The 17,601-nt window shown below is 62.9% G+C and carries 20 protein-coding genes and 1 pseudogene; 12 read left to right on the top strand and 9 right to left on the bottom strand.

Translation table 11 applies throughout. The annotated features are described in order from the left end of the window. The first annotated feature begins 36 nt into the window (after positions 1–36). The 4 genes and pseudogenes from trxA to LB547_RS29660 all read left to right on the top strand — a co-directional run bounded on the left by trxA (position 37) and on the right by LB547_RS29660 (position 1,530). Positions 37–396 (top strand): thioredoxin, encoded by a 360-nt coding sequence (gene trxA, locus LB547_RS29675; protein ID WP_404928036.1) that lies wholly within the window; start codon positions 37–39, stop codon positions 394–396. A 134-nt stretch (positions 397–530) separates the two neighbouring features. Continuing rightward, a complete protein-coding gene (locus tag LB547_RS29670) occupies positions 531–812 on the top strand; it encodes a cupin domain-containing protein (RefSeq protein WP_140524093.1) in 282 nt (93 codons plus the stop codon). 64 nt (positions 813–876) lie between these two features. Then, complete coding sequence (locus LB547_RS29665) at positions 877–1,125, top strand: type II toxin-antitoxin system VapB family antitoxin (protein WP_140763740.1); 249 nt, start codon at positions 877–879, stop codon at positions 1,123–1,125. Continuing rightward, positions 1,122–1,530 (top strand): annotated as a pseudogene (locus LB547_RS29660) (PIN domain-containing protein). The gene LB547_RS29665 and the pseudogene LB547_RS29660 overlap by 4 nt, the downstream one beginning before the upstream one ends. Positions 1,531–1,640: 110 nt before the next feature. On the opposite strand, the gene LB547_RS29655 reads toward LB547_RS29660, so the two are convergent. From LB547_RS29655 to LB547_RS29635, 5 genes are all read right to left on the bottom strand, one after another. After that, positions 1,641–2,966 carry a bifunctional folylpolyglutamate synthase/dihydrofolate synthase gene (locus LB547_RS29655; RefSeq protein ID WP_140554556.1) on the bottom strand — a complete coding sequence of 442 codons (1,326 nt, stop codon included), beginning with the start codon at positions 2,964–2,966 and terminating at the stop codon, positions 1,641–1,643. A gap of 62 nt (positions 2,967–3,028) precedes the next feature. Continuing rightward, the gene (gene accD, locus LB547_RS29650) at positions 3,029–3,955 is read right to left on the bottom strand and encodes an acetyl-CoA carboxylase, carboxyltransferase subunit beta (RefSeq protein ID WP_140491161.1); all 927 of its coding nucleotides are present in this window, start codon (positions 3,953–3,955) and stop codon (positions 3,029–3,031) included. Positions 3,956–4,136: 181 nt separating this feature from the next. Then, a complete protein-coding gene (trpA, locus tag LB547_RS29645; RefSeq protein WP_140554555.1) occupies positions 4,137–4,976 on the bottom strand; it encodes a tryptophan synthase subunit alpha in 840 nt (279 codons plus the stop codon). Between the two features lie 2 nt (positions 4,977–4,978). Next, positions 4,979–6,229 (bottom strand): tryptophan synthase subunit beta, encoded by a 1,251-nt coding sequence (gene trpB / locus LB547_RS29640; protein ID WP_140676559.1) that lies wholly within the window; start codon positions 6,227–6,229, stop codon positions 4,979–4,981. Positions 6,230–6,318: 89 nt separating this feature from the next. Beyond that, complete coding sequence (locus LB547_RS29635) at positions 6,319–6,978, bottom strand: phosphoribosylanthranilate isomerase (protein WP_140554553.1); 660 nt, start codon at positions 6,976–6,978, stop codon at positions 6,319–6,321. A 111-nt stretch (positions 6,979–7,089) separates the two neighbouring features. Here LB547_RS29635 and LB547_RS29630 point away from each other — a divergent pair, with 111 nt between their 5' ends. Continuing rightward, positions 7,090–7,308: a hypothetical protein gene (locus tag LB547_RS29630; RefSeq protein ID WP_140491152.1), complete on the top strand. Its 219-nt coding sequence runs from the start codon at positions 7,090–7,092 to the stop codon at positions 7,306–7,308. A gap of 101 nt (positions 7,309–7,409) precedes the next feature. On the opposite strand, the gene LB547_RS29625 is transcribed toward LB547_RS29630, so the two are convergent. From LB547_RS29625 to LB547_RS29610, 4 genes are all read right to left on the bottom strand, one after another. Further along, positions 7,410–8,168 (bottom strand): M48 family metallopeptidase, encoded by a 759-nt coding sequence (locus LB547_RS29625; RefSeq protein ID WP_140491150.1) that lies wholly within the window; start codon positions 8,166–8,168, stop codon positions 7,410–7,412. A 100-nt stretch (positions 8,169–8,268) separates the two neighbouring features. Further along, positions 8,269–8,751 carry a DUF2852 domain-containing protein gene (locus LB547_RS29620; RefSeq protein WP_140625497.1) on the bottom strand — a complete coding sequence of 161 codons (483 nt, stop codon included), beginning with the start codon at positions 8,749–8,751 and terminating at the stop codon, positions 8,269–8,271. Between the two features lie 117 nt (positions 8,752–8,868). Further along, entirely contained in the window at positions 8,869–10,011 is a 1,143-nt protein-coding gene (locus tag LB547_RS29615; protein WP_140561796.1) for a benzoate/H(+) symporter BenE family transporter, read from the bottom strand. 2 nt (positions 10,012–10,013) lie between these two features. Continuing rightward, positions 10,014–10,778 carry an alpha/beta hydrolase gene (locus LB547_RS29610; protein ID WP_140561797.1) on the bottom strand — a complete coding sequence of 255 codons (765 nt, stop codon included), beginning with the start codon at positions 10,776–10,778 and terminating at the stop codon, positions 10,014–10,016. Between the two features lie 217 nt (positions 10,779–10,995). Here LB547_RS29610 and infC point away from each other — a divergent pair, with 217 nt between their 5' ends. The 7 genes from infC (at position 10,996) to LB547_RS29575 (ending at position 17,539) form a co-directional block, all read left to right on the top strand. Further along, entirely contained in the window at positions 10,996–11,532 is a 537-nt protein-coding gene (gene infC, locus LB547_RS29605; protein WP_140491142.1) for a translation initiation factor IF-3, read from the top strand. Between the two features lie 140 nt (positions 11,533–11,672). Next, positions 11,673–12,299 carry a methyltransferase family protein gene (locus LB547_RS29600; protein ID WP_140517762.1) on the top strand — a complete coding sequence of 209 codons (627 nt, stop codon included), beginning with the start codon at positions 11,673–11,675 and terminating at the stop codon, positions 12,297–12,299. Between the two features lie 206 nt (positions 12,300–12,505). Continuing rightward, positions 12,506–12,709: a 50S ribosomal protein L35 gene (gene rpmI, locus LB547_RS29595; RefSeq protein ID WP_006201248.1), complete on the top strand. Its 204-nt coding sequence runs from the start codon at positions 12,506–12,508 to the stop codon at positions 12,707–12,709. A 91-nt stretch (positions 12,710–12,800) separates the two neighbouring features. Continuing rightward, positions 12,801–13,202 carry a 50S ribosomal protein L20 gene (gene rplT, locus LB547_RS29590; RefSeq protein WP_006201247.1) on the top strand — a complete coding sequence of 134 codons (402 nt, stop codon included), beginning with the start codon at positions 12,801–12,803 and terminating at the stop codon, positions 13,200–13,202. Positions 13,203–13,344: 142 nt separating this feature from the next. After that, positions 13,345–14,442 (top strand): phenylalanine--tRNA ligase subunit alpha, encoded by a 1,098-nt coding sequence (pheS, locus tag LB547_RS29585; RefSeq protein ID WP_140491135.1) that lies wholly within the window; start codon positions 13,345–13,347, stop codon positions 14,440–14,442. Between the two features lie 43 nt (positions 14,443–14,485). After that, the gene (gene pheT / locus LB547_RS29580; protein ID WP_140561799.1) at positions 14,486–16,894 is read left to right on the top strand and encodes a phenylalanine--tRNA ligase subunit beta; all 2,409 of its coding nucleotides are present in this window, start codon (positions 14,486–14,488) and stop codon (positions 16,892–16,894) included. A 48-nt stretch (positions 16,895–16,942) separates the two neighbouring features. Next, a complete protein-coding gene (locus tag LB547_RS29575) occupies positions 16,943–17,539 on the top strand; it encodes a nucleotidyltransferase family protein (RefSeq protein ID WP_140561800.1) in 597 nt (198 codons plus the stop codon). The last annotated feature ends 62 nt before the right edge of the window (positions 17,540–17,601 follow it).

Genomic DNA, 17,601 nt, shown 5'->3' with positions numbered 1-17,601 from the left:
CAAGAACTGCTTGAAGAAGGGCGCGGCAACCACCACATTTGGTGCGACGAAAAATTTCGAAAGGATTTCCGCATGGCTACCGTCAAGGTCGACAAGAACAATTTCCAGACCGCTGTGCTCGACGCCAAGGAGCCGGTCGTGGTGGATTTCTGGGCGGAATGGTGCGGTCCCTGCAAGATGATCGCGCCGGCGCTGGAAGACATCGCCAATGAGCTCGGCAGCAAGGTGAAGATCGCCAAGCTCAACATCGACGAGAATCCCGAACTGGCAGCGGAATTCGGCGTGCGCTCGATCCCGACGCTGATGATCTTCAAGGGCGGCGAAAGAGCCGATGTGAAGGTTGGCGCCGCGCCCAAGACCGCGCTGTCGCACTGGATCAACGGTAATCTCGCCTGATCAATCCGAAATTCCTGACATCAAGCCCGGCCGATCGCGCCGGGCTTTTTGTTGGCGTCATTGGTCGCCCGCTCTGGCCCTGACGTCCGGGGCCTCCATGTCTTCTGCTGGAAGCAGATGCAGGGAGAGGAAAAATGACCGGATCCGCCAAGGCCACCGTCTTCATCGACAATGAGCGCGTCATCGTCACGGAATACCGCTTTCAGCCGGGCGACAACACCGGCTGGCACCGCCATGGCCACGACTATGTTGTCGTGCCGCTGATGGACGGCAAGGTAAAGCTTCTGACCAAGGACGGCGAATCCTTCGCCGAAATGAAGAAAGGCGCGCCCTATTTCCGCAGGGAAGGCGTCGAGCACGACGTCATCAGCGCCAATGAGGGCGAATATGCCTTCATTGAGATCGAGCTGAAATAGCGGCGTTCGCCTCGAATACCGCAGCGGAAACCGGTATATATGTCTTCCAACAACGGAGTTTGAGATGGCCGAACCTCAGCTCTCGGTCCGTAGCGCAAAAGCACGCGACCTGGCTCATAGACTTGCTCGTCGCGAAAATCGCTCGATAGCAGATGTCGTCGAGCGAGCGCTTGAATCGTACGAGATCCGTGAGGCGGGACGCGAGCCCGCCACCACCTTCTACGCCCGCCTCACGGCCAGTTGTGGCGTCGATATCGATCTGAAGGAAATCATCCGCGACGGCCGCCTGATTCATGCTGGACCCGAGCTTTGATTTTCGTCGACACCGATGTGATTTCAGAGACACTCAAGAAGGCACCGGACGAAGCCGTTCTCGCCTGGCTTGTCCGCAACGATGCTGAATTGGCCCACGGTGACGATTGCTGAAATCGCTTTCGGCATTCACAAAATCCGACCTGATGAGCGCGCGGATCGCCTGGAGCAGGGGCTTTCTCAATGGCGCCGTCGCTTCGCCGACCGGATTTTTGGGCTGACCGAAGAGGCTGCGCTGGCTTACGGCGAGATCATGGGAACCGCCAGCCGCCTGGGCCGTGGAATGTCGGCTCCCGATGGCATGATCGCCGCGATCGCGCGTTTAAACGGTGGTCGGCTGGCGACGCGCAACCTCAATGACTTTGGCGCGGCCAACCTCGACCTGATCTCACCGTGGGATTTCTAGCGTTGAAACGGATTCACGCGAAGCGTCTTTGGTATGTTGTGCCATGACGTTTTCCCAAGCCGAGATCGTTTCCCGGGGGCGGGTAGGATAGATTTCCGATTATCGCTATGTCACGTCGGCGGCGTGCCGTTCTCCGCCAACACCGCTCCAGCCAGATAGAGCGAGCCGCCGATCAGGATTCGCGGCGGCGGGCCGTCCCAGGTGTCGCGCAGCAACATCAGCGCGCTGGCGACGGAACTCACCGGCTCGGCCGTAAGCCCGGCCTCCGTGGCGCGGGCCGCCAGTTCGTCGTTCGGCACGCTGGCGTCGCTCAGGCTCACCGGCACGGTATAGACGTGCCGGGCGAGGCCATTGAAGGCGCGGAAATAGCCGCTCTGGTCCTTGGTGTTGATCATGCCGGAGATGAGAAAAAGCGGCCTGGGGTTCTTCTCTTCCTGTTCGGCCAGCGCCTCGGCGACGACCACGCCGGCGCCCGGATTGTGGCCGCCGTCGAGCCAGATGTCGGCGCCCTTCGGCGCCAGTTCCGTCAGCCTGCCTTGCGACAGCTTCTGCATCCGCCCCGGCCAGGCGACAGTGGTCATCGCCTTCTCGGCGGCACGGTGGCTGATCTCGAAGCCGGCTGCCTTGACGGCGGCGATCGCGGCGGCCGCGTTGGCGAACTGGTGGCGCCCGGGCAGCCGCGGCGGCGGCAGATCCATCAAGCCATCATCGTCCTGATAGACCATGCGGCCGTTCTCCTCGAAGGCGAGGAAATCCTGTCCATAGACCAGGGTCGGGCAGCCGAGCCGCTCGGCGGTTTCGATCAGCACCTGCTGCGCCGCCTCGGTTTCCTGCGCCCCGATGACCACCGGGCAGCCGCGCTTGATGATGCCGGCCTTCTCGGCGGCGATCAGTTCGACGCGGTCGCCGAGATAGGCTTCGTGGTCCATCGACACCGGCATGATCACCGAGACAGCCGGCCTGGCGATGACATTGGTGGCGTCGAAGCGGCCGCCGAGACCGACCTCGACGATGGCGGCATCGGCCGGATGCTCCGAAAACAGGATGAAGGTGACGGCGGTGAGGATCTCGAAAACGGTGATCTTCTCGCCGCCATTGGCCTTGGCGACGCGGGCGATGGCCTCGGCGAAGATATCGTCCTCGACCAGCCTGCCGCCGCCATCGGCCGCCAGTCGGTAGCGCTCGTGCCAGCTGACCAGATGCGGCGAGGTGTGCACGTGCACGAGCCGGCCGGACGCTTCCAGAAGCGCCCGCGAGAAGGCGGCGCAAGAGCCCTTGCCGTTGGTGCCGGCGATATGGATCACCGGCGGCAGCAAGTCCTGAGGATTGCCCAGCCGCTCCAGCAGCCGTGAAATGCGGTCGAGCGAAAGATCGAAGCCTTTCGGGTGAAGCGCCATCAGCGCTTCGATTTCACGGTCGGCGGCAAGCGTGGTCATGTAAGAGTCCTAAGCGCGCGATGGATCGCGCGCAATCGCGGTTCGCGGCAAAGAGTGTCGCGTCAGGCCTGCGGCCGTGCTTCCGTCGCGACCACCGCCGGCGGCAGGATTTCCGGCTCCAGGGGCTTGTGCTCTTCCGGCATCTTGAGCAGCATCTTCAAGAGCCGCGCGATGGTCCGGCGCATCTCCAGTCGCGACACCACCATGTCGACCATGCCGTGCTCCATCAGATATTCGGAGCGCTGGAAGCCGTCCGGCAGTTTTTCCCGGATGGTCTGCTCGATGACGCGCGGTCCGGCGAAGCCGATCAGTGCGCCGGGCTCGGCTATATGCACGTCGCCCAGCATGGCGTAGGAGGCAGTGACGCCGCCGGTCGTCGGATTGGTCAGCACGACGATGTAGGGAAGGCCGGCTTCCTTCAGCCGGTCGACGCCGACCGTGGTGCGCGGCAATTGCATCAGCGACAGGATGCCTTCCTGCATGCGCGCGCCGCCGGAAGCGGCAAACAGGATCAGCGGCCGCTTGCGCTGCACGGCCACCTCGAAGGCATGAACGATGGCGTCGCCCGCGGCCATGCCGAGCGAACCGCCCATGAAGGCAAAATCCTGAACCGTCACCACCACCGGCAGGCCTTCTACGGTGCCCAGCGCGTTGACGATGGCATCTTCCAGGCCGGTCTTGGCCTTGGCGTCCTTCAACCGGTCGGTGTAGCGCTTCTCGTCGCGGAATTTCAGCGGGTCCAGCATGACCTTGGGATTTTCGAGCTGTTCGTACTTGCCGTCGTCGAGGAAGTATTTCAGCCGCTCCTTGGCCGAGATCTTCATGTGATGGCCCGAAGACGGGATGACGAACTGGTTGGATTCCAGATCCTTGTGGAACACCATCTCCCCGGTCTCGGGATCCTTGATCCACAGGTTCTCGGGCATGTCGGTGCGCCGGCCGAGCATCGAATTGATCTTCGGGCGAACGTAGTTGGTGATCCAGTTCATCGCTTCGGCTCCTGTCCTGACGAAGAGTTAGAGCAATTCCAGGAAAAGTGTGAACCGGTTTTCCGTCCGGAATTGCGATAAAACAAAAAGATAGAGCAGTTCGGCGTTTCCGTGAAACGGCAAACCGATCCAGCGCATGCCGCCTGGGATGGCGACGCGCACAAGACCTGAGGTAGGAAAACTATTCGGCGGCAGCAAGGCGGGCCGAGCGCACACCCTGCGCGAGGCCGCTGACCAGCGTGGCGACGGCCTCGGCCGGGTCGGCGGTCTTTTCGCCCTTCGGCCCCAGCACATTCGCGACCGCATTGACGATCGCGGTGCCGACGACGACGCCGTCGGCATTGGCGCCGATGACGCGCGCCTGTTCGGCGGTCTTGACGCCGAAGCCGACACAGACCGGCAGATCGGTATGGCCCTTGATGCGCTTGACGGCCGCAGCGACCTTGCCGGTGTCGGCCAGCGCGGAACCGGTAATGCCGGTCATCGACACGTAATAGACGAAGCCGGACGTGTTCTGCAGCACCTTGGGCAGGCGCTTGTCGTCGGTGGTCGGCGTCGCCAGCCGGATGAAGTTGATGCCGGCTTTCAGCGCCGGGATGCACAGCTCCTCGTCCATCTCAGGCGGCAGGTCGACGACGATCAGCCCGTCGATGCCGCTGGCCAGTGCGTCCTTGAGAAAGCGGTCGACGCCGTAGATGTAGATCGGGTTGTAGTAGCCCATCAGAACGATCGGCGTCTCATTGTCGCCGGTGCGGAAGTCAGCCGCCATCTTGAGCGTCTTGACCAGCGTCTGGCCGCCTCTAAGCGCCCGCAAGCCCGCGGCCTGGATCGCCGGGCCATCGGCCATCGGATCGGAGAACGGCATGCCGAGTTCGATGATGTCCGCGCCGGCCATTGGCAGCGCCTTCATGATCGACAGCGAGGTCTGATAGTCCGGGTCGCCGCCCATGAAATAGGTGACGAGCGCCGGGCGGCCTTCGTTCTTGAGCTTTGCCATGCGGCGATCGATGCGGGTCACCATGATCAGATCTCCATGCCCAGCATCGAAGCCACCGTATGCACGTCCTTGTCGCCGCGGCCGGACAGGTTGACGATGACGATCTGGTCCTTGTCCATGGCGGGCACGATCTTCACCGCATGTGCGATGGCGTGCGCCGATTCCAGCGCCGGGATGATGCCTTCGACGCGCGTGGTCAGCTTGAAGGCCTCCAGCGCCTCGTCGTCGAGGATCGGCACATATTCGACGCGGCCAGAATCGCGCAGCCAGGAATGCTCCGGGCCGACGCCGGGATAATCGAGGCCGGCCGAGATCGAATGGCCGTCCATGATCTGGCCGTCGGCATTTTGCAGGAGATAGGTGCGGTTGCCATGCAGCACGCCCGGCGCGCCGGCGTTCATCGAGGCGCAGTGCTCGATGCCGTCGAGGCCACGCCCCCCAGCCTCGATGCCGATGATACGGACATCCTTGTCGTCGAGGAACGGATGGAACAGGCCGATGGCGTTGGAGCCGCCGCCGACGGCGGCGACGATGGTGTCGGGCAGCCGGCCCTCCTGTTCGAGAATCTGCGCGCGCGCCTCCGAACCGATCACCGACTGGAAGTCGCGCACCAACTCCGGATAGGGGTGCGGGCCGGCCGCGGTGCCGATCAGGTAATAAGTATCCTCGACATTGGTCACCCAGTCGCGCAGCGCCTCGTTCATGGCGTCCTTCAGCGTGCCGTGGCCAGCGGTCACCGGCCGCACTTCGGCGCCGAGCAGCTTCATTCGGAACACGTTGGGGCTTTGGCGGGCAACGTCGGTGGCACCCATGTAGACGACGCAGGGAAAGCCGAAACGGGCAGCGACCGTGGCTGAGGCCACGCCATGCTGGCCGGCGCCGGTCTCGGCGATGATGCGCGTCTTGCCCATGCGCTTGGCCAGCAGGATCTGGCCGAGGCAATTGTTGATCTTGTGCGAACCGGTATGGTTCAGGTCCTCGCGCTTGAAATAAACCTTTGCGCCGCCCCCGATGCCCTTCGCCAAGGAAACCTCACGAAGATGCCTGGTCAGTCCTTCGGCGAAATAAAGCTTCGACGGCCGCCCCGCATAATGGGTCGAAAGATCGGTGAGCTCGGCCCTGAAATCCGGATCGTCCTTGACCTCGTTCCAGTGCCGTTCGAGGTCGAGGATCAGCGGCATCAGCGTTTCGGCCACGAAACGACCGCCGAAAATGCCAAACATGCCCTGTTCGTCGGGTCCGGTGCGGAAGGAATTGGGTGTCGCCGGCTTGTTCATCGCCGATCTCCTGGCATCTCGATTTTCTTGAGCATGTCCTGTCGAAAACCGGTTTCCACTTTTCCGGGACATGCTCGGGTTTGAGGCGGTCAGGCGGCGCGGTCGTCTCGCACTGCCTTGACGGCCCGGAAAAACTGCTCGATCAGCGCCGGATCCTTGACGCCCGGCGCGCTTTCCACGCCTGAGGAAATATCTATTCCGGGCGGGCTGGCAAGCCGAAGGGCATCGCCGATATTGGCGGCGTTGAGCCCACCGGAAAGCATGTAATCGAGCCCGGCGTCAAGGCCGGTCAGGATGCGCCAGTCGAACGCAACGCCATTGCCGCCCGGCAACTCGGAGCCCTTCGGCGGCTTGGCGTCGAACAGGAACCGGTCCGCGACCCCGACGAACGGTTTGATGCGCTCGAGATCGGCGGCTTCGCTGAGCGGCAGCGCCTTCATGACCGGCAGGTCATAGCGGGCTTTCAGTTCGGCCACCCGTTCGGGCGTTTCCGAGCCGTGCAGCTGCAGCATGTCCGGGCGCATGCTGTCGATGATGTCGTCCAGGAAGGTGTCGTTGGCGTCGACGGTAACGGCAACCGCCAAAGCCTTGCCGCGCGCCGCTTCGCGCAACCGCCCGGCTGCAGCCGGTTCGATGTAACGCGGGCTCTTGGCAAAGAAAATGAAGCCGACATGGCTGGCGCCGCCGGCCAGCGCCGCGGCCATTGCCTGGTCGGTCTTCAAGCCGCAGATTTTGACGTCGAGTGCCATGGCGCGGGAATTGACATGAAATCGAGGCAGAGTCGAGAAAAAGCATGTTGTTTGCCGGCAGGGCCAAAGGCGCTACCTATCATGGGAAAGCATGCAAGGCGGGAGAACATCATGACTGACAGAACCGTTGCCGAACTCAGGCAGAAGATCGCGCAGGCGCGCGAGGTGATCGCGCATTTGATGGACAAGGCCGCCTTCAACGGCGCCGAGGCGCATCGGGCGCTCGATTATTTCGACACCGACGCCTTCGATCGGAATTTTTTACCGTGGCCGCATCATAGCGAAGAGGGGCTGCGGCCTGAAGAGTTGAACGCCGCGAATGACGATTGAGTTCGTGCGCCCAGTAAGAACGTAGACGCTGGCGGGACCGGAGGTGTGAAGCATCACCGCGGAAAAGCTTATTTTCTGGCGCCGTACGACGCTTCATTGCGCTACTCGAAAACGATCGCCTGCAAGGCCCCGCCATTGCGCTTCAGCCAGTCCTTGCAGCGGTCGGTGTCGGGGCAGAGCTTTTCGCACAATTTCCAGAATTTCGGGCCGTGGTTCATCTCTTTCAGATGCGCTACTTCATGCGCGACGAGGTAGTTGATGACGGGCGGCGGCGCCATCATGATGCGCCAGGAAAAGGACAAATTGCCTTCGGAGGTGCACGAGCCCCAGCGGCTGGACGTATCCTTGTAGCGGATCGCCTTGGCGCGCTTGCCAAGCGCTTCGGTGTGCCTGGCCACCAGCTTCTCGATCTCCTTCTTGGCCTCGCGCTTCAAAAAATCGGCGATGCGGCGCGGCAGGTGGATGCGCTCGCCATGCACGATCAGCAGCGGGCCGCGTTCGTCGCGCGACACGGTGACGGTGCCGCGCCTTGACGGCTCATGCACGATGCGGTGCGGCACGCCGCGGATTGGTATCTTGATGCCTGGCCGTACCTGCGGCCGTGTCGGCACCTTGGCCAGCCGCTGCTCCAGCCAGTCCTGATGACGATCGAGGAACCGCTCCACCTCGCCGCGGCGCAGGCCCGGCGGCACGGTGATACGCAGGCCCTGGCCGCTGGAATCGATGCGCAGCGTCAGACGCCGCGCCCTGGCGCTCTCGACGATCTTGAGCGGCAGCGTGCGGCCGGCAACGCAGTATTCTCGCTCCACGACAGGCGTGGGCTTGGGCTTCGTCAGATTGCGGAAGAATCCGAGGGTCATGGCCGGACGATACGCGATTCGAGAAAAACGAATAGAACAAAAAAGAAACGGCGCCGCTCGCGCGACGCCGTTTTTTCACGATCGGGCCTGTCGCTCGGCCTCAGTCGTCAAGCAGGTTCGAGCCTTTGCCACGCTTGGTGGAGGTCGTGCCTGTGCTCGGGTCGCTCTTTGCCGGAGCGGTCGACTTGTTGCGGTTCGCCATGAAGCGATCGAACTCGTCCTGGTCCTTGGCGCGACGCAATTCGCGGGCGTAGTCGTCGAACTCGGTCAACATATCGTCGAGCTTGCGGCGTTCCTCGGCCAGGCGTTCAAGCTCCTTTTCGCGCCAGTCGTCAAACGCGACGTTGCCGGTCCGGGCGGAGCCGTGGCCCCAGCGCGCGGCTTTGTCGGAACCGCGGCGGCAGCCGGCGAAGATGCCGTCGGTCGCGCGGTTGACGTCACGCTTGAAGCCCTCGAGCCGGTCGCCCCAGATGATGTAGGCGAGCATGGCGAAGCCGAGCGGCCAGAACACCATGAAGCCGATCACCATCAACGCGATGGTTGCCGGCGTCCAGGCCGGGCGGATCAATGCAGATGTGTTCATTTTCTCCCATTCCTTCGGTTGGAGACAGCCAGGACCGGCTGCGTGGAATCGAAATGGGAAGGCAAAAACGGCGATTCAAGACAATGTCGGCTAAAACCGGACAAGCTGCTGAAATGATTATCGCTTTTTGAGCATATCGAGGAAAAGCACGACCAGCCCGGCAATCAGTCCCCAGAATGCGGCGCCGACGCCGAACAAGGTCAGCCCGGAGGCGGTGACGACAAAAGTGACGGTGGCGGCCATGCGCTCGCTTTCGTCCTTGAGCGCGATCGCCAGCGCGTTGGCCAGCGAGGCCATCAGCGCAAGACCCGCAACCAGCACGATCAGGCTCTGCGGCAGGACGGCGAAGATCGCCACCAGAGAAGCGCCGAAAATCGCGAAGATCAGGTAGGCAAGGGCATAGAACGGCCCTGTCTTCCAGCGCTCGGTGGGGTCTGGATGAACGTCGGGCCCGGTGCAGATAGCCGCCGAAATTGCCGCCAGATTGGTGGTCGAGCCGCCGAACGGCGCCGAAAGCAGCGAAAACAGGCCGGTGATGCCGATCAGCGGACCGGGTTCCGGATGGTAGCCGGCGGCACGTAGCACGGCGAGGCCCGACAGGTTCTGCGAAGCCATGGTGACCAGGTAGAGCGGTACTGCCAGGCCGATTATCGCCTTGGCGGTGAACACAGGCGCAATCACAGTGAGCGTCGATAGTTCAGGAGTGGGCAAACCGCCGACGCGGCCGGTGAGAAACGCGGCGAGACCGCCGCCGACCAGCACTGCCAGCACCGACAGCGCCGGATTGAACAGGCGGATGACGAAGAAGGCGGCGATCAACGGCAGGATCAGCCAGGGATCGGCGGAAACAGTTTTGACCGCATTGAGCGCGAAGGTGACGACAATGCCGGCCAGCATTCCTGAAGCGACCGAGGGCGGTATCCCCGAGATCAGTTTCGTCAGCGGCCGGAACAGCCCGGTGGCGACCAAAAGAATGCCGGTAACGATGAAGGCGGCGACGGCCTCGCCGATCGAAAAACCACTCGACGCCGCCATCAGCGCCAGGCCCGGCGTCGACCAGGCGGTGATGACTGGCATTTTCGTTCGCCAGGACAGCCACAGGCTTTCGACCGCCATGGCCAGGCAGATCGTGGTCACCCAACTCGCGGTCTGAATTTGCGTGGCCTCGACCGCGTGGGCGGCGGCAATGACGATGGCCAGCGTGCCGCCGAAGCCGACGATGGCCGCGACGAAGGCTGAGATCGGGATGGAAAGGCGCATCGTCACTTGCCCCGCGCAGCCATGTCGCCGACCGCCCGCACCAGCATGTCGAGATCCTGCGGCCGCGACAGCCGGTGGTCGCCGTCCGGGATCAGCGACAGCGTGACATCGTCGGCCGGCAGCAGGCTGACCAGCTTCAGCGCATGGCTCGACGGCACGTCCCGATCGGCTAGGCCCTGCAAGACGTGTACGGGGCAGTGCGTGTCGAGCGGGCCTGTCATGACCAGGTTGTCGCGCCCATCCTCGATCAGCGCGCGCGTGTAGATGTAGGGCTCGGTGGAATAGTCCGACGGCTCCTCGAAGAAGCCTTTTTTGGCAAGGTCGCGCTTCTGCGCTTTGGTCAGCACCGGTTCGACCAGTTCTGCGGTAAAATCCGGCGCCGGTGCTAGAAGCACCAGACCGACGACGCTTGCGTCGCCTGCCTTGCGCAATTCCTGCACCATGCGCAGGGCGATCCAGGCGCCCATCGACGAGCCGACCAGGATCTGGCTGCCGCTGGTGAAATGCCGGAACACGGCCAGGCTTTGCGAAAGCCATTTCGAGATCGTGCCGTCGGCAAAGGCGCCGCCGGATTCGCCGTGTCCGGAATAGTCATGACGCAGGAAGGCGCGGCCGTCTTTTGCCGCCCAGTCCGAAAGCGTTTCAGCCTTCGTGCCCAGCATGTCCGACTTGTAGCCGCCGAGCCAGACGACGCCAGGCGTCGCGCCCGCAATATGGCGCACCGCGATGCTCGATCCGTCGACATCCAGAAAGACAGGGGCAGTCATGGCTTTTTCCTCGCGCCGTCTTCGGCGCAGGGTCTTGTGACACAGCCAGTGGCGTGGCGAAAAGTGCTCGCCATCTTTCTTTGTTTGGTGCAGGCAGCGATCAGGTGATTTTCTGTCAATGCTGTGCTATTGACTCCGCCCGCGCGCTCCCCACATTGGCGCGTCCACATATCAAGACCTGCAAATCCAGAACGAAACGGCCAAGGAGACCACGACCATTCGCAGACCTTTCAAAGCAGCGGCGCCGACCAAGGATGGGCCGCGCTCCAATCGTGACATCCGGGTTCCCCGGGTCCAGCTTATCGACGCCGAAGGCCAGAACCGTGGCGATGTTTCCATCAACGACGCATTGCTGCTCGCCGAAGAGGCAGGGCTCGATCTCGTCGAGATATCGCCCAACGCGCAGCCGCCCGTCGTAAAAATCCTCGATCTCGGCAAGTTGAAATACGCCAACCAGAAGAAGGCGGCCGAGGCGCGCAAGAACCAGAAGGTCATCGAGATCAAGGAGATCAAGATGCGCCCGAACATCGACAGCCACGACTACGAGACCAAGATGAAGGCGGTGCGCCGCTTCTTCGAGGAAGGCGACAAGGTCAAGCTGACATTGCGCTTCCGTGGCCGCGAGATGGCGCATATGGAGCTCGGCATGCAGCTTCTGAACAAGGTGCGTGAGGAAGTGGCTACCATCGCCAAGGTCGAGGCGGAGCCGAAGCTGGAAGGCCGCCAGATGATGATGGTGCTGGCGCCGCGCTAGATCACGATAAGGTTAGCGCGACCGACGCGCTCCAATTCCGCCTGAATTGTGCTACAGGGCGTCCCGGCGATCGGCGGGACGCCCATTTCTCGGCCATAGCTGCGGTCGCCGGCTAAGCTCTCGACGATCGGATTCCTCCCTTGGACAAAAAACTCAAATACGGGCTGGGTAGCTACCAGCGCACGCGCAGGCTGGTGCTTGCCGTGCTTGTGGTGGTGCTGTTCGCAGCCCTGCTGTTCGGGCAATCGAGCTTTCCGCCTGATACGGCGATGCATGAAACGATCGAGATGTTCGGCGTGCTGCTGATTTTCCTAGGTATCTGCGGTCGCCTTTGGTCGACGCTCTACATAGGTGGGCGCAAATCTTCCGAAGTTGTGACGGGCGGGCCTTATTCGATCACCCGCAACCCGCTCTATGTGTTCTCGACTGTGGCCGCGGCCGGCGTCGGCGCGCAGATCGGCTCGTTCTCCGGCATCATTCTGTTCGCTGTCCTGTGTGCGGGCGCCTTCCATATCGTCATCCTGCGCGAGGAGAAATTCCTTAAGGAAACGCTCGGCGAGCCCTATCAGGCCTATCTGGCAAGAGTGCCGCGCTTCTTTCCGAAGCTTTCCCTCTACCAGGAAGGCGACACCGGCAGCTTCAAGCCGCGCCTGCTGTTGACCACGCTTCTCGACGGCCTGGTGTTCCTCATCGCGCTGCCGGCCTTCGAACTGATCGACGGCGCCCAGCAGTCGGGTATGTTGCCGGTGTTGTTTACGCTCCCCTGATGAAGGACCGGGCGCCGCATCCGGGCGTTCGGGGAAACGCGCGGCGCGGTGGGTGTTGCACAGTCGCCTGCTTTGACGTATAGGACCGCCGTTCCAAGAAAACCGCCCGGCAGGGCATGCCGTGGCGGTTTCATTTGCTTTTCGGGCTTTGGTCGGCCCGAAGCGAACAAGAAGCGCGATGGTGCGCCACAATACGGAGTAGCAAAATGCCCAAGATGAAGACCAAATCGGCCGCCAAAAAGCGGTTCAAGATCACCGGTACGGGTAAAGTCCTGTCGGCTGCGGCCGGCAAGCGTCACGGCATGATCAAGCGTTCCAACAAGTTCATTCGAAATGCCCGCGGCACGATGGTTCTGGCTGAACCGGACGGCAAGAAGGTCATCAAGAATTTTCTGCCGAACGGCCTCTGAGCATTCGGCCGAACACGAATTTGTTTTACGCAATTCCGAACGGAAAGCCGCAAGGCACTTTTCCTGGAATTGCTTTTAAGGAGATCATGACATGGCACGCGTAAAAAGAGGCGTCACCTCGCACGCCAAGCACAAGAAGGTCCTGAAAGCCGCGAAAGGCTTCTACGGCCGCCGCAAGAACACCATCCGCATCGCCAAGCAGGCGGTGGAAAAGTCGCTGCAATACGCCTATCGCGACCGCAAGAACCGCAAGCGCTCGTTCCGCGCGCTGTGGATCCAGCGCATCAACGCCGCGACGCACGAGCACGGCCTGACCTATGGCCGTTTCATCGACGGCCTCAACAAGGCTGGCATCGAGATCGATCGCAAGATCCTGTCGGATATGGCCATCCACGAGCCGCAGGCTTTCGCCGCGCTCGTGGCCAAGGCCAAGGTTGCTCTTGAGTACCTCAAGAACACCACCCCGAATGCTTTTGAAAGCGCTGTCGCCTAAGACCAGCGCTTCCCAAACATTCGAAATTCTGATTTGGGGAACCCGCGCTGGCACGGCTGGCGCGGGTTTTTCTTATGCCTGATGTAACCAAATTGGTGACACGCCCGGTGATGGTGGGTTGCCCGATCGAGAGAGTTTCGCCGTGAACGCCACCGCTGGAAATCTTGAAAGCCTGGAAGCTTCGCTGCTCGCCGACATAGCGTCGGCTGCTGACGAGGCCGCGATAGAAGCCGTGCGCGTGGCAGCCCTTGGCAAGAAGGGGTCGATCTCGGAAATGCTGAAGACGCTCGGCTCGATGAGCGCTGAGGAGCGCCAGGTCAAAGGCCCCGCCATCAACGGCCTCAAGAACCGCGTCACCGATGCGCTCACCGCGCGCAAGGCGGAACTCAGGGATGTTGCCATCACTGCCCGCCTCGCCGCGGAGAAGGTCGACGTGACGCTGCCGGTGCGGCAGTCGCCGGCCGAGCGCGGCCGCATTCATCCGATCAGCCAGGTCATCGACGAGATCGCGGCGATCTTCGGCGATCTCGGCTTCGCCATCGCCGAAGGGCCCGACATCGAGACCGACTATTACAATTTCACCGCGCTGAATTTCCCGGAAGGCCATCCGGCGCGCGAGATGCATGACACCTTCTTCTTCCAGCCGGACGAGAAGGGCGAGCGCAAGCTTCTGCGCACCCACACCTCGCCGGTGCAGATCCGCACCATGGAGAAGCAGAAGCCGCCGATCCGCATCGTCATTCCGGGCAAGACCTACCGGCAGGATTCCGACGCCACCCACTCGCCGATGTTCCATCAGGTCGAAGGGCTGGTGATCGACAAATCGGCCAACGTCGCCAACATGAAGTGGGTGCTGGAAGAGTTCTGCAAGGCCTTCTTCGAGGTGCCGTCGGTCAAGATGCGCTTCCGGCCGTCCTTCTTCCCGTTCACCGAGCCAAGCCTCGAGGTCGATATCCAGTGCGACCGCTCGCGGCCAGGCGAGGTGCGCTTCGGCGAAGGCTCCGACTGGATGGAGATCCTTGGCTGCGGCATGGTGCACCCCAACGTTCTGCGCGCTGGCGGGCTCGATCCCGATGAATATCAGGGCTTTGCCTGGGGCATGGGCATCGACCGCATCGCCATGCTGAAATACGGCATGCCGGATCTGCGCGCCTTCTTCGATGCCGATGTGCGCTGGCTGTCGCATTACGGCTTCCGGCCGCTCGACATGCCGACTTTGTTCGGGGGCCTGAGCGCGTGACGGTCAAGACGATTCCTGCTGCGATACATTACGGAACAGCATCATGAAATTCACCCTCTCCTGGCTCAAGGACCATCTCGAGACCGACGCCTCGCTCGGCGAGATCGTCGAGCGGCTGACCTCGATCGGCCTCGAGGTCGAGCATGTCGACGACAAGGCGAGCCTGAAGCCCTTCGTCATCGCCAGGGTGCTGACGGCGGTGCAGCATCCCGACGCCGACCGGCTGCGGGTGCTGACCGTCGACACCGGCGACGGCAAGCCGCCCGTGCAGGTCGTCTGTGGCGCACCCAATGCGCGGGCGGGCATGATCGGCGCCTTCGCCGCGCCCGGCACTTATGTGCCCGGCATCGATGTGACGCTGACGGTTGGCAAGATCAGGGGCGTCGAAAGCCACGGCATGATGTGTTCCGAGCGCGAGCTGGAACTTTCCGACGAGCACAACGGCATCATCGACCTGCCCGAAGATGCGCCGGTCGGCACCAGCTTCGCCGCTTACGCGCATCTCGACGATCCGGTCATCGAGATCAATCTGACGCCAAACCGGCCTGATGCCACCAGCGTTTACGGCATCGCCCGGGATCTCGCGGCGAGCGGTCTCGGCCGCCTCGTCGGCGGCGCGATCATGCCGCATGTCGGCAATGGAATGTGCCCCGTCAAGGTGACGATCGAAGCGCCGGAACTCTGCCCCGGCTTCGCGCTCAATCTGGTCAGCGGCGTCAGGAACGGCCCGTCCCCGAAATGGCTCCAGCAGCGGCTGATCGCCATTGGGCTGAGGCCCATCAGCGCGCTGGTCGATATCACCAACTACGTCACCTTCGATCGTGGCAGGCCGCTGCATGTCTTCGATGCCGGCAAGGTCGCCGGCAATCTTGTCGTGCGTCGCGCCAGGGATGGCGAAAAGGTACTGGCGCTCGACGGCCGCGAATACACGTTGACGCCGGAGATGTGCGTCATCGCCGATGACAATGGCGTGGAATCGATCGCCGGCATCATGGGCGGCGAGCGTTCCGGCTGCGACGAGAACACGACCGACGTGCTGATCGAATCCGCACTCTGGGACCCGATCACCACGGCCCGCACCGGGCGCGCGCTCGGCATCATCACCGATGCCCGCTATCGTTTCGAGCGCGGGGTCGACCCCGAATTCATGGTGCCGGGCGTTGAGCTTGCGACCCGGCTGGTGCTTGATTTCTGCGGCGGCACGCCGACGGAAATCGAGGTGGCCGGCTATGCCGGCCATCAGCCCAAGATCGTCTCCTTCCCGCTGTCGGAAGTGAAGCGGCTGACCGGCATAGAAGTGCCGACGGCGGAAAGCCTCGATATTCTCACGCGCCTCGGCTTCAAGCCTGAGGGTTCGGGCGATGTCGTCGAAATCGCCGTGCCGTCCTGGCGTCCCGATGTCGACGGCAAGGCCGACCTGGTCGAGGAGGTGATGCGCATCCACGGCGTCGACAACATCGCTTCGCAGCCGCTCGGCGCGCATGACGCGGTCAACGGCAAGATCCTGACGACGCTGCAGATCCGCACCCGCGCGGCCAAGCGGGCGCTGGCCGTGCGCGGCATGATGGAGGCAGTCACCTGGTCGTTCATCCCCGCCAGGCACGCCGAACTATTCGGCGGCGGGCAGGCTTCGCTCAAGCTCGCCAACCCGATCGCCGCCGACATGTCCGACATGCGGCCCTCGCTGCTGCCCGGCCTGATCGCAGCCGCCCAGCGCAATGCCGACAAGGGCATTGGCGACGTGGCGTTGTTCGAGGTCTCCGGCACCTATGAGGGCGACGGCGCCGACCAGCAACGGCGCGTTGCCGCCGGCGTGCGGCGCGGCACCGCCAAGCTCGACGGTTCCGGCCGCAACTGGGCTGGCAATTCCGGTCCGGTCGGCGTGTTCGACGCCAAGGCTGATGCCATCGCCGCACTCGAAGCCTGCGGCGCGCCGGTCGAGCGGCTGCAGATCGAGGCCGGCGGCCCGTCCTGGTACCATCCTGGTCGTTCCGGAACGATCAAGCTCGGACCGAAGACGGTGCTCGGCACGTTCGGTGAATTTCATCCAAAAACGCTGGAAGGGCTCGACGTCTCCGGCCCGCTCTGCGGCTTCGAAGTGTATGTCGATGCCGTGCCCGAGCCCAAGGCAAAGCCGACGAAAACCAAGCCCAGGCTGGATCTCTCCGCCTTCCAGGCGGTGAAGCGCGACTTCGCCTTCGTCGTCGACAAGGCGGTCGAGGCCGGCACGCTGGTACGCGCGGCGCTCGCCGCGGACAAGAAGCTGGTCACCGGCGTCTCGGTCTTTGATGTTTTCGAAGGTGCGGCGCTCGGCGAGGGCAAGAAGTCCATCGCCATCGAAGTGTCGATCCAGCCGGTCGAGAAGACGCTGACCGACGAGGATTTCGAGGCGTTGGCCAGGCGCATCGTCGAGAATGTCGGCAAGCAGACTGGAGGCGTGCTCAGGGCATAGCCTCTTTCCGGGATTGCGGGAGCACGGCGAATCGCCCTCCAAAGAGCGATGGACCATTTGCACTATTCCGGGCTCCCGTTCGAAGCACAACGCGCTGCGTTTCTCGACATCCTGCTGTCGGATGCGCTCGTGCGCCAGGCGCTGGTATGTGCCCGCACGCTCGATCTTCCGGACTGGCTGGTGGTCTCCGGCGTGCTCTATAACTCGGTCTGGAACCATCTGACGGGGAAGCCGTCGGGTTATGGCATCAAGGATGTCGACCTGTTCTATTTCGACGATAGCGACCTGTCCTACGAGGCCGAGGACGCCGTCATCCGCCGGGCGGCGAAGCATTTCCAGGGGCTGCCCGTCGAGGTGCGCAACCAAGCGCGGGTGCATTTGTGGTACCCGCAGAAGTTCGGGCGGCCCTGTCCGCGCTACACGAGTTCGAGCGAGTCGGTCCGGTTTTTTGCGTCGAAGACACATGCGGTCGGGGTGCGATACGACGCGGATTGTCAACTGGAACTGCTGGCGCCGTTCGGTCTCGACGACGTCTTCTCATTCCGCGTCACGCCGAACCGGGCGATGGACAATCAGCGGACGCATGAGGCGAAGGGCCAGCGGGCGCGGGATTACTGGCCGGAGATTACGGTCGTGCCATGGTAGGAAATGTCCGGCAGGACAGAGGGGGGTGCCTCGCGCGGACATCCGTGATCTTCTGTATCGCG

It is taken from the genome of Mesorhizobium sp. B264B1B, from assembly GCF_020165765.1.
In the GTDB taxonomy this organism is placed as follows: Bacteria; Pseudomonadota; Alphaproteobacteria; order Rhizobiales; family Rhizobiaceae; genus Mesorhizobium.
The sequence above is the reverse complement of the archived record's forward strand: the minus strand, read 5'-3'. Positions and strand labels throughout refer to the sequence as shown.

Coding starts and splice junctions, on each gene's coding strand:
- LB547_RS29575 (WP_140561800.1), top strand. CDS start 16,943: ATGGACCATTTGCACTATTCCGGGCTCCCGTTCGAAGCACAACGCGCT.
- LB547_RS29610 (WP_140561797.1), bottom strand. CDS start 10,778: ATGACTGCCCCTGTCTTTCTGGATGTCGACGGATCGAGCATCGCGGTG.
- LB547_RS29615 (WP_140561796.1), bottom strand. CDS start 10,011: ATGCGCCTTTCCATCCCGATCTCAGCCTTCGTCGCGGCCATCGTCGGC.
- LB547_RS29655 (WP_140554556.1), bottom strand. CDS start 2,966: ATGACCACGCTTGCCGCCGACCGTGAAATCGAAGCGCTGATGGCGCTT.
- LB547_RS29665 (WP_140763740.1), top strand. CDS start 877: ATGGCCGAACCTCAGCTCTCGGTCCGTAGCGCAAAAGCACGCGACCTG.
- LB547_RS29635 (WP_140554553.1), bottom strand. CDS start 6,978: ATGGCACTCGACGTCAAAATCTGCGGCTTGAAGACCGACCAGGCAATG.
- pheT (WP_140561799.1), top strand. CDS start 14,486: ATGAAATTCACCCTCTCCTGGCTCAAGGACCATCTCGAGACCGACGCC.
- LB547_RS29670 (WP_140524093.1), top strand. CDS start 531: ATGACCGGATCCGCCAAGGCCACCGTCTTCATCGACAATGAGCGCGTC.
- trpB (WP_140676559.1), bottom strand. CDS start 6,229: ATGAACAAGCCGGCGACACCCAATTCCTTCCGCACCGGACCCGACGAA.
- trpA (WP_140554555.1), bottom strand. CDS start 4,976: ATGGTGACCCGCATCGATCGCCGCATGGCAAAGCTCAAGAACGAAGGC.
- rpmI (WP_006201248.1), top strand. CDS start 12,506: ATGCCCAAGATGAAGACCAAATCGGCCGCCAAAAAGCGGTTCAAGATC.
- LB547_RS29630 (WP_140491152.1), top strand. CDS start 7,090: ATGACTGACAGAACCGTTGCCGAACTCAGGCAGAAGATCGCGCAGGCG.
- accD (WP_140491161.1), bottom strand. CDS start 3,955: ATGAACTGGATCACCAACTACGTTCGCCCGAAGATCAATTCGATGCTC.
- LB547_RS29620 (WP_140625497.1), bottom strand. CDS start 8,751: ATGAACACATCTGCATTGATCCGCCCGGCCTGGACGCCGGCAACCATC.
- LB547_RS29625 (WP_140491150.1), bottom strand. CDS start 8,168: ATGACCCTCGGATTCTTCCGCAATCTGACGAAGCCCAAGCCCACGCCT.
- rplT (WP_006201247.1), top strand. CDS start 12,801: ATGGCACGCGTAAAAAGAGGCGTCACCTCGCACGCCAAGCACAAGAAG.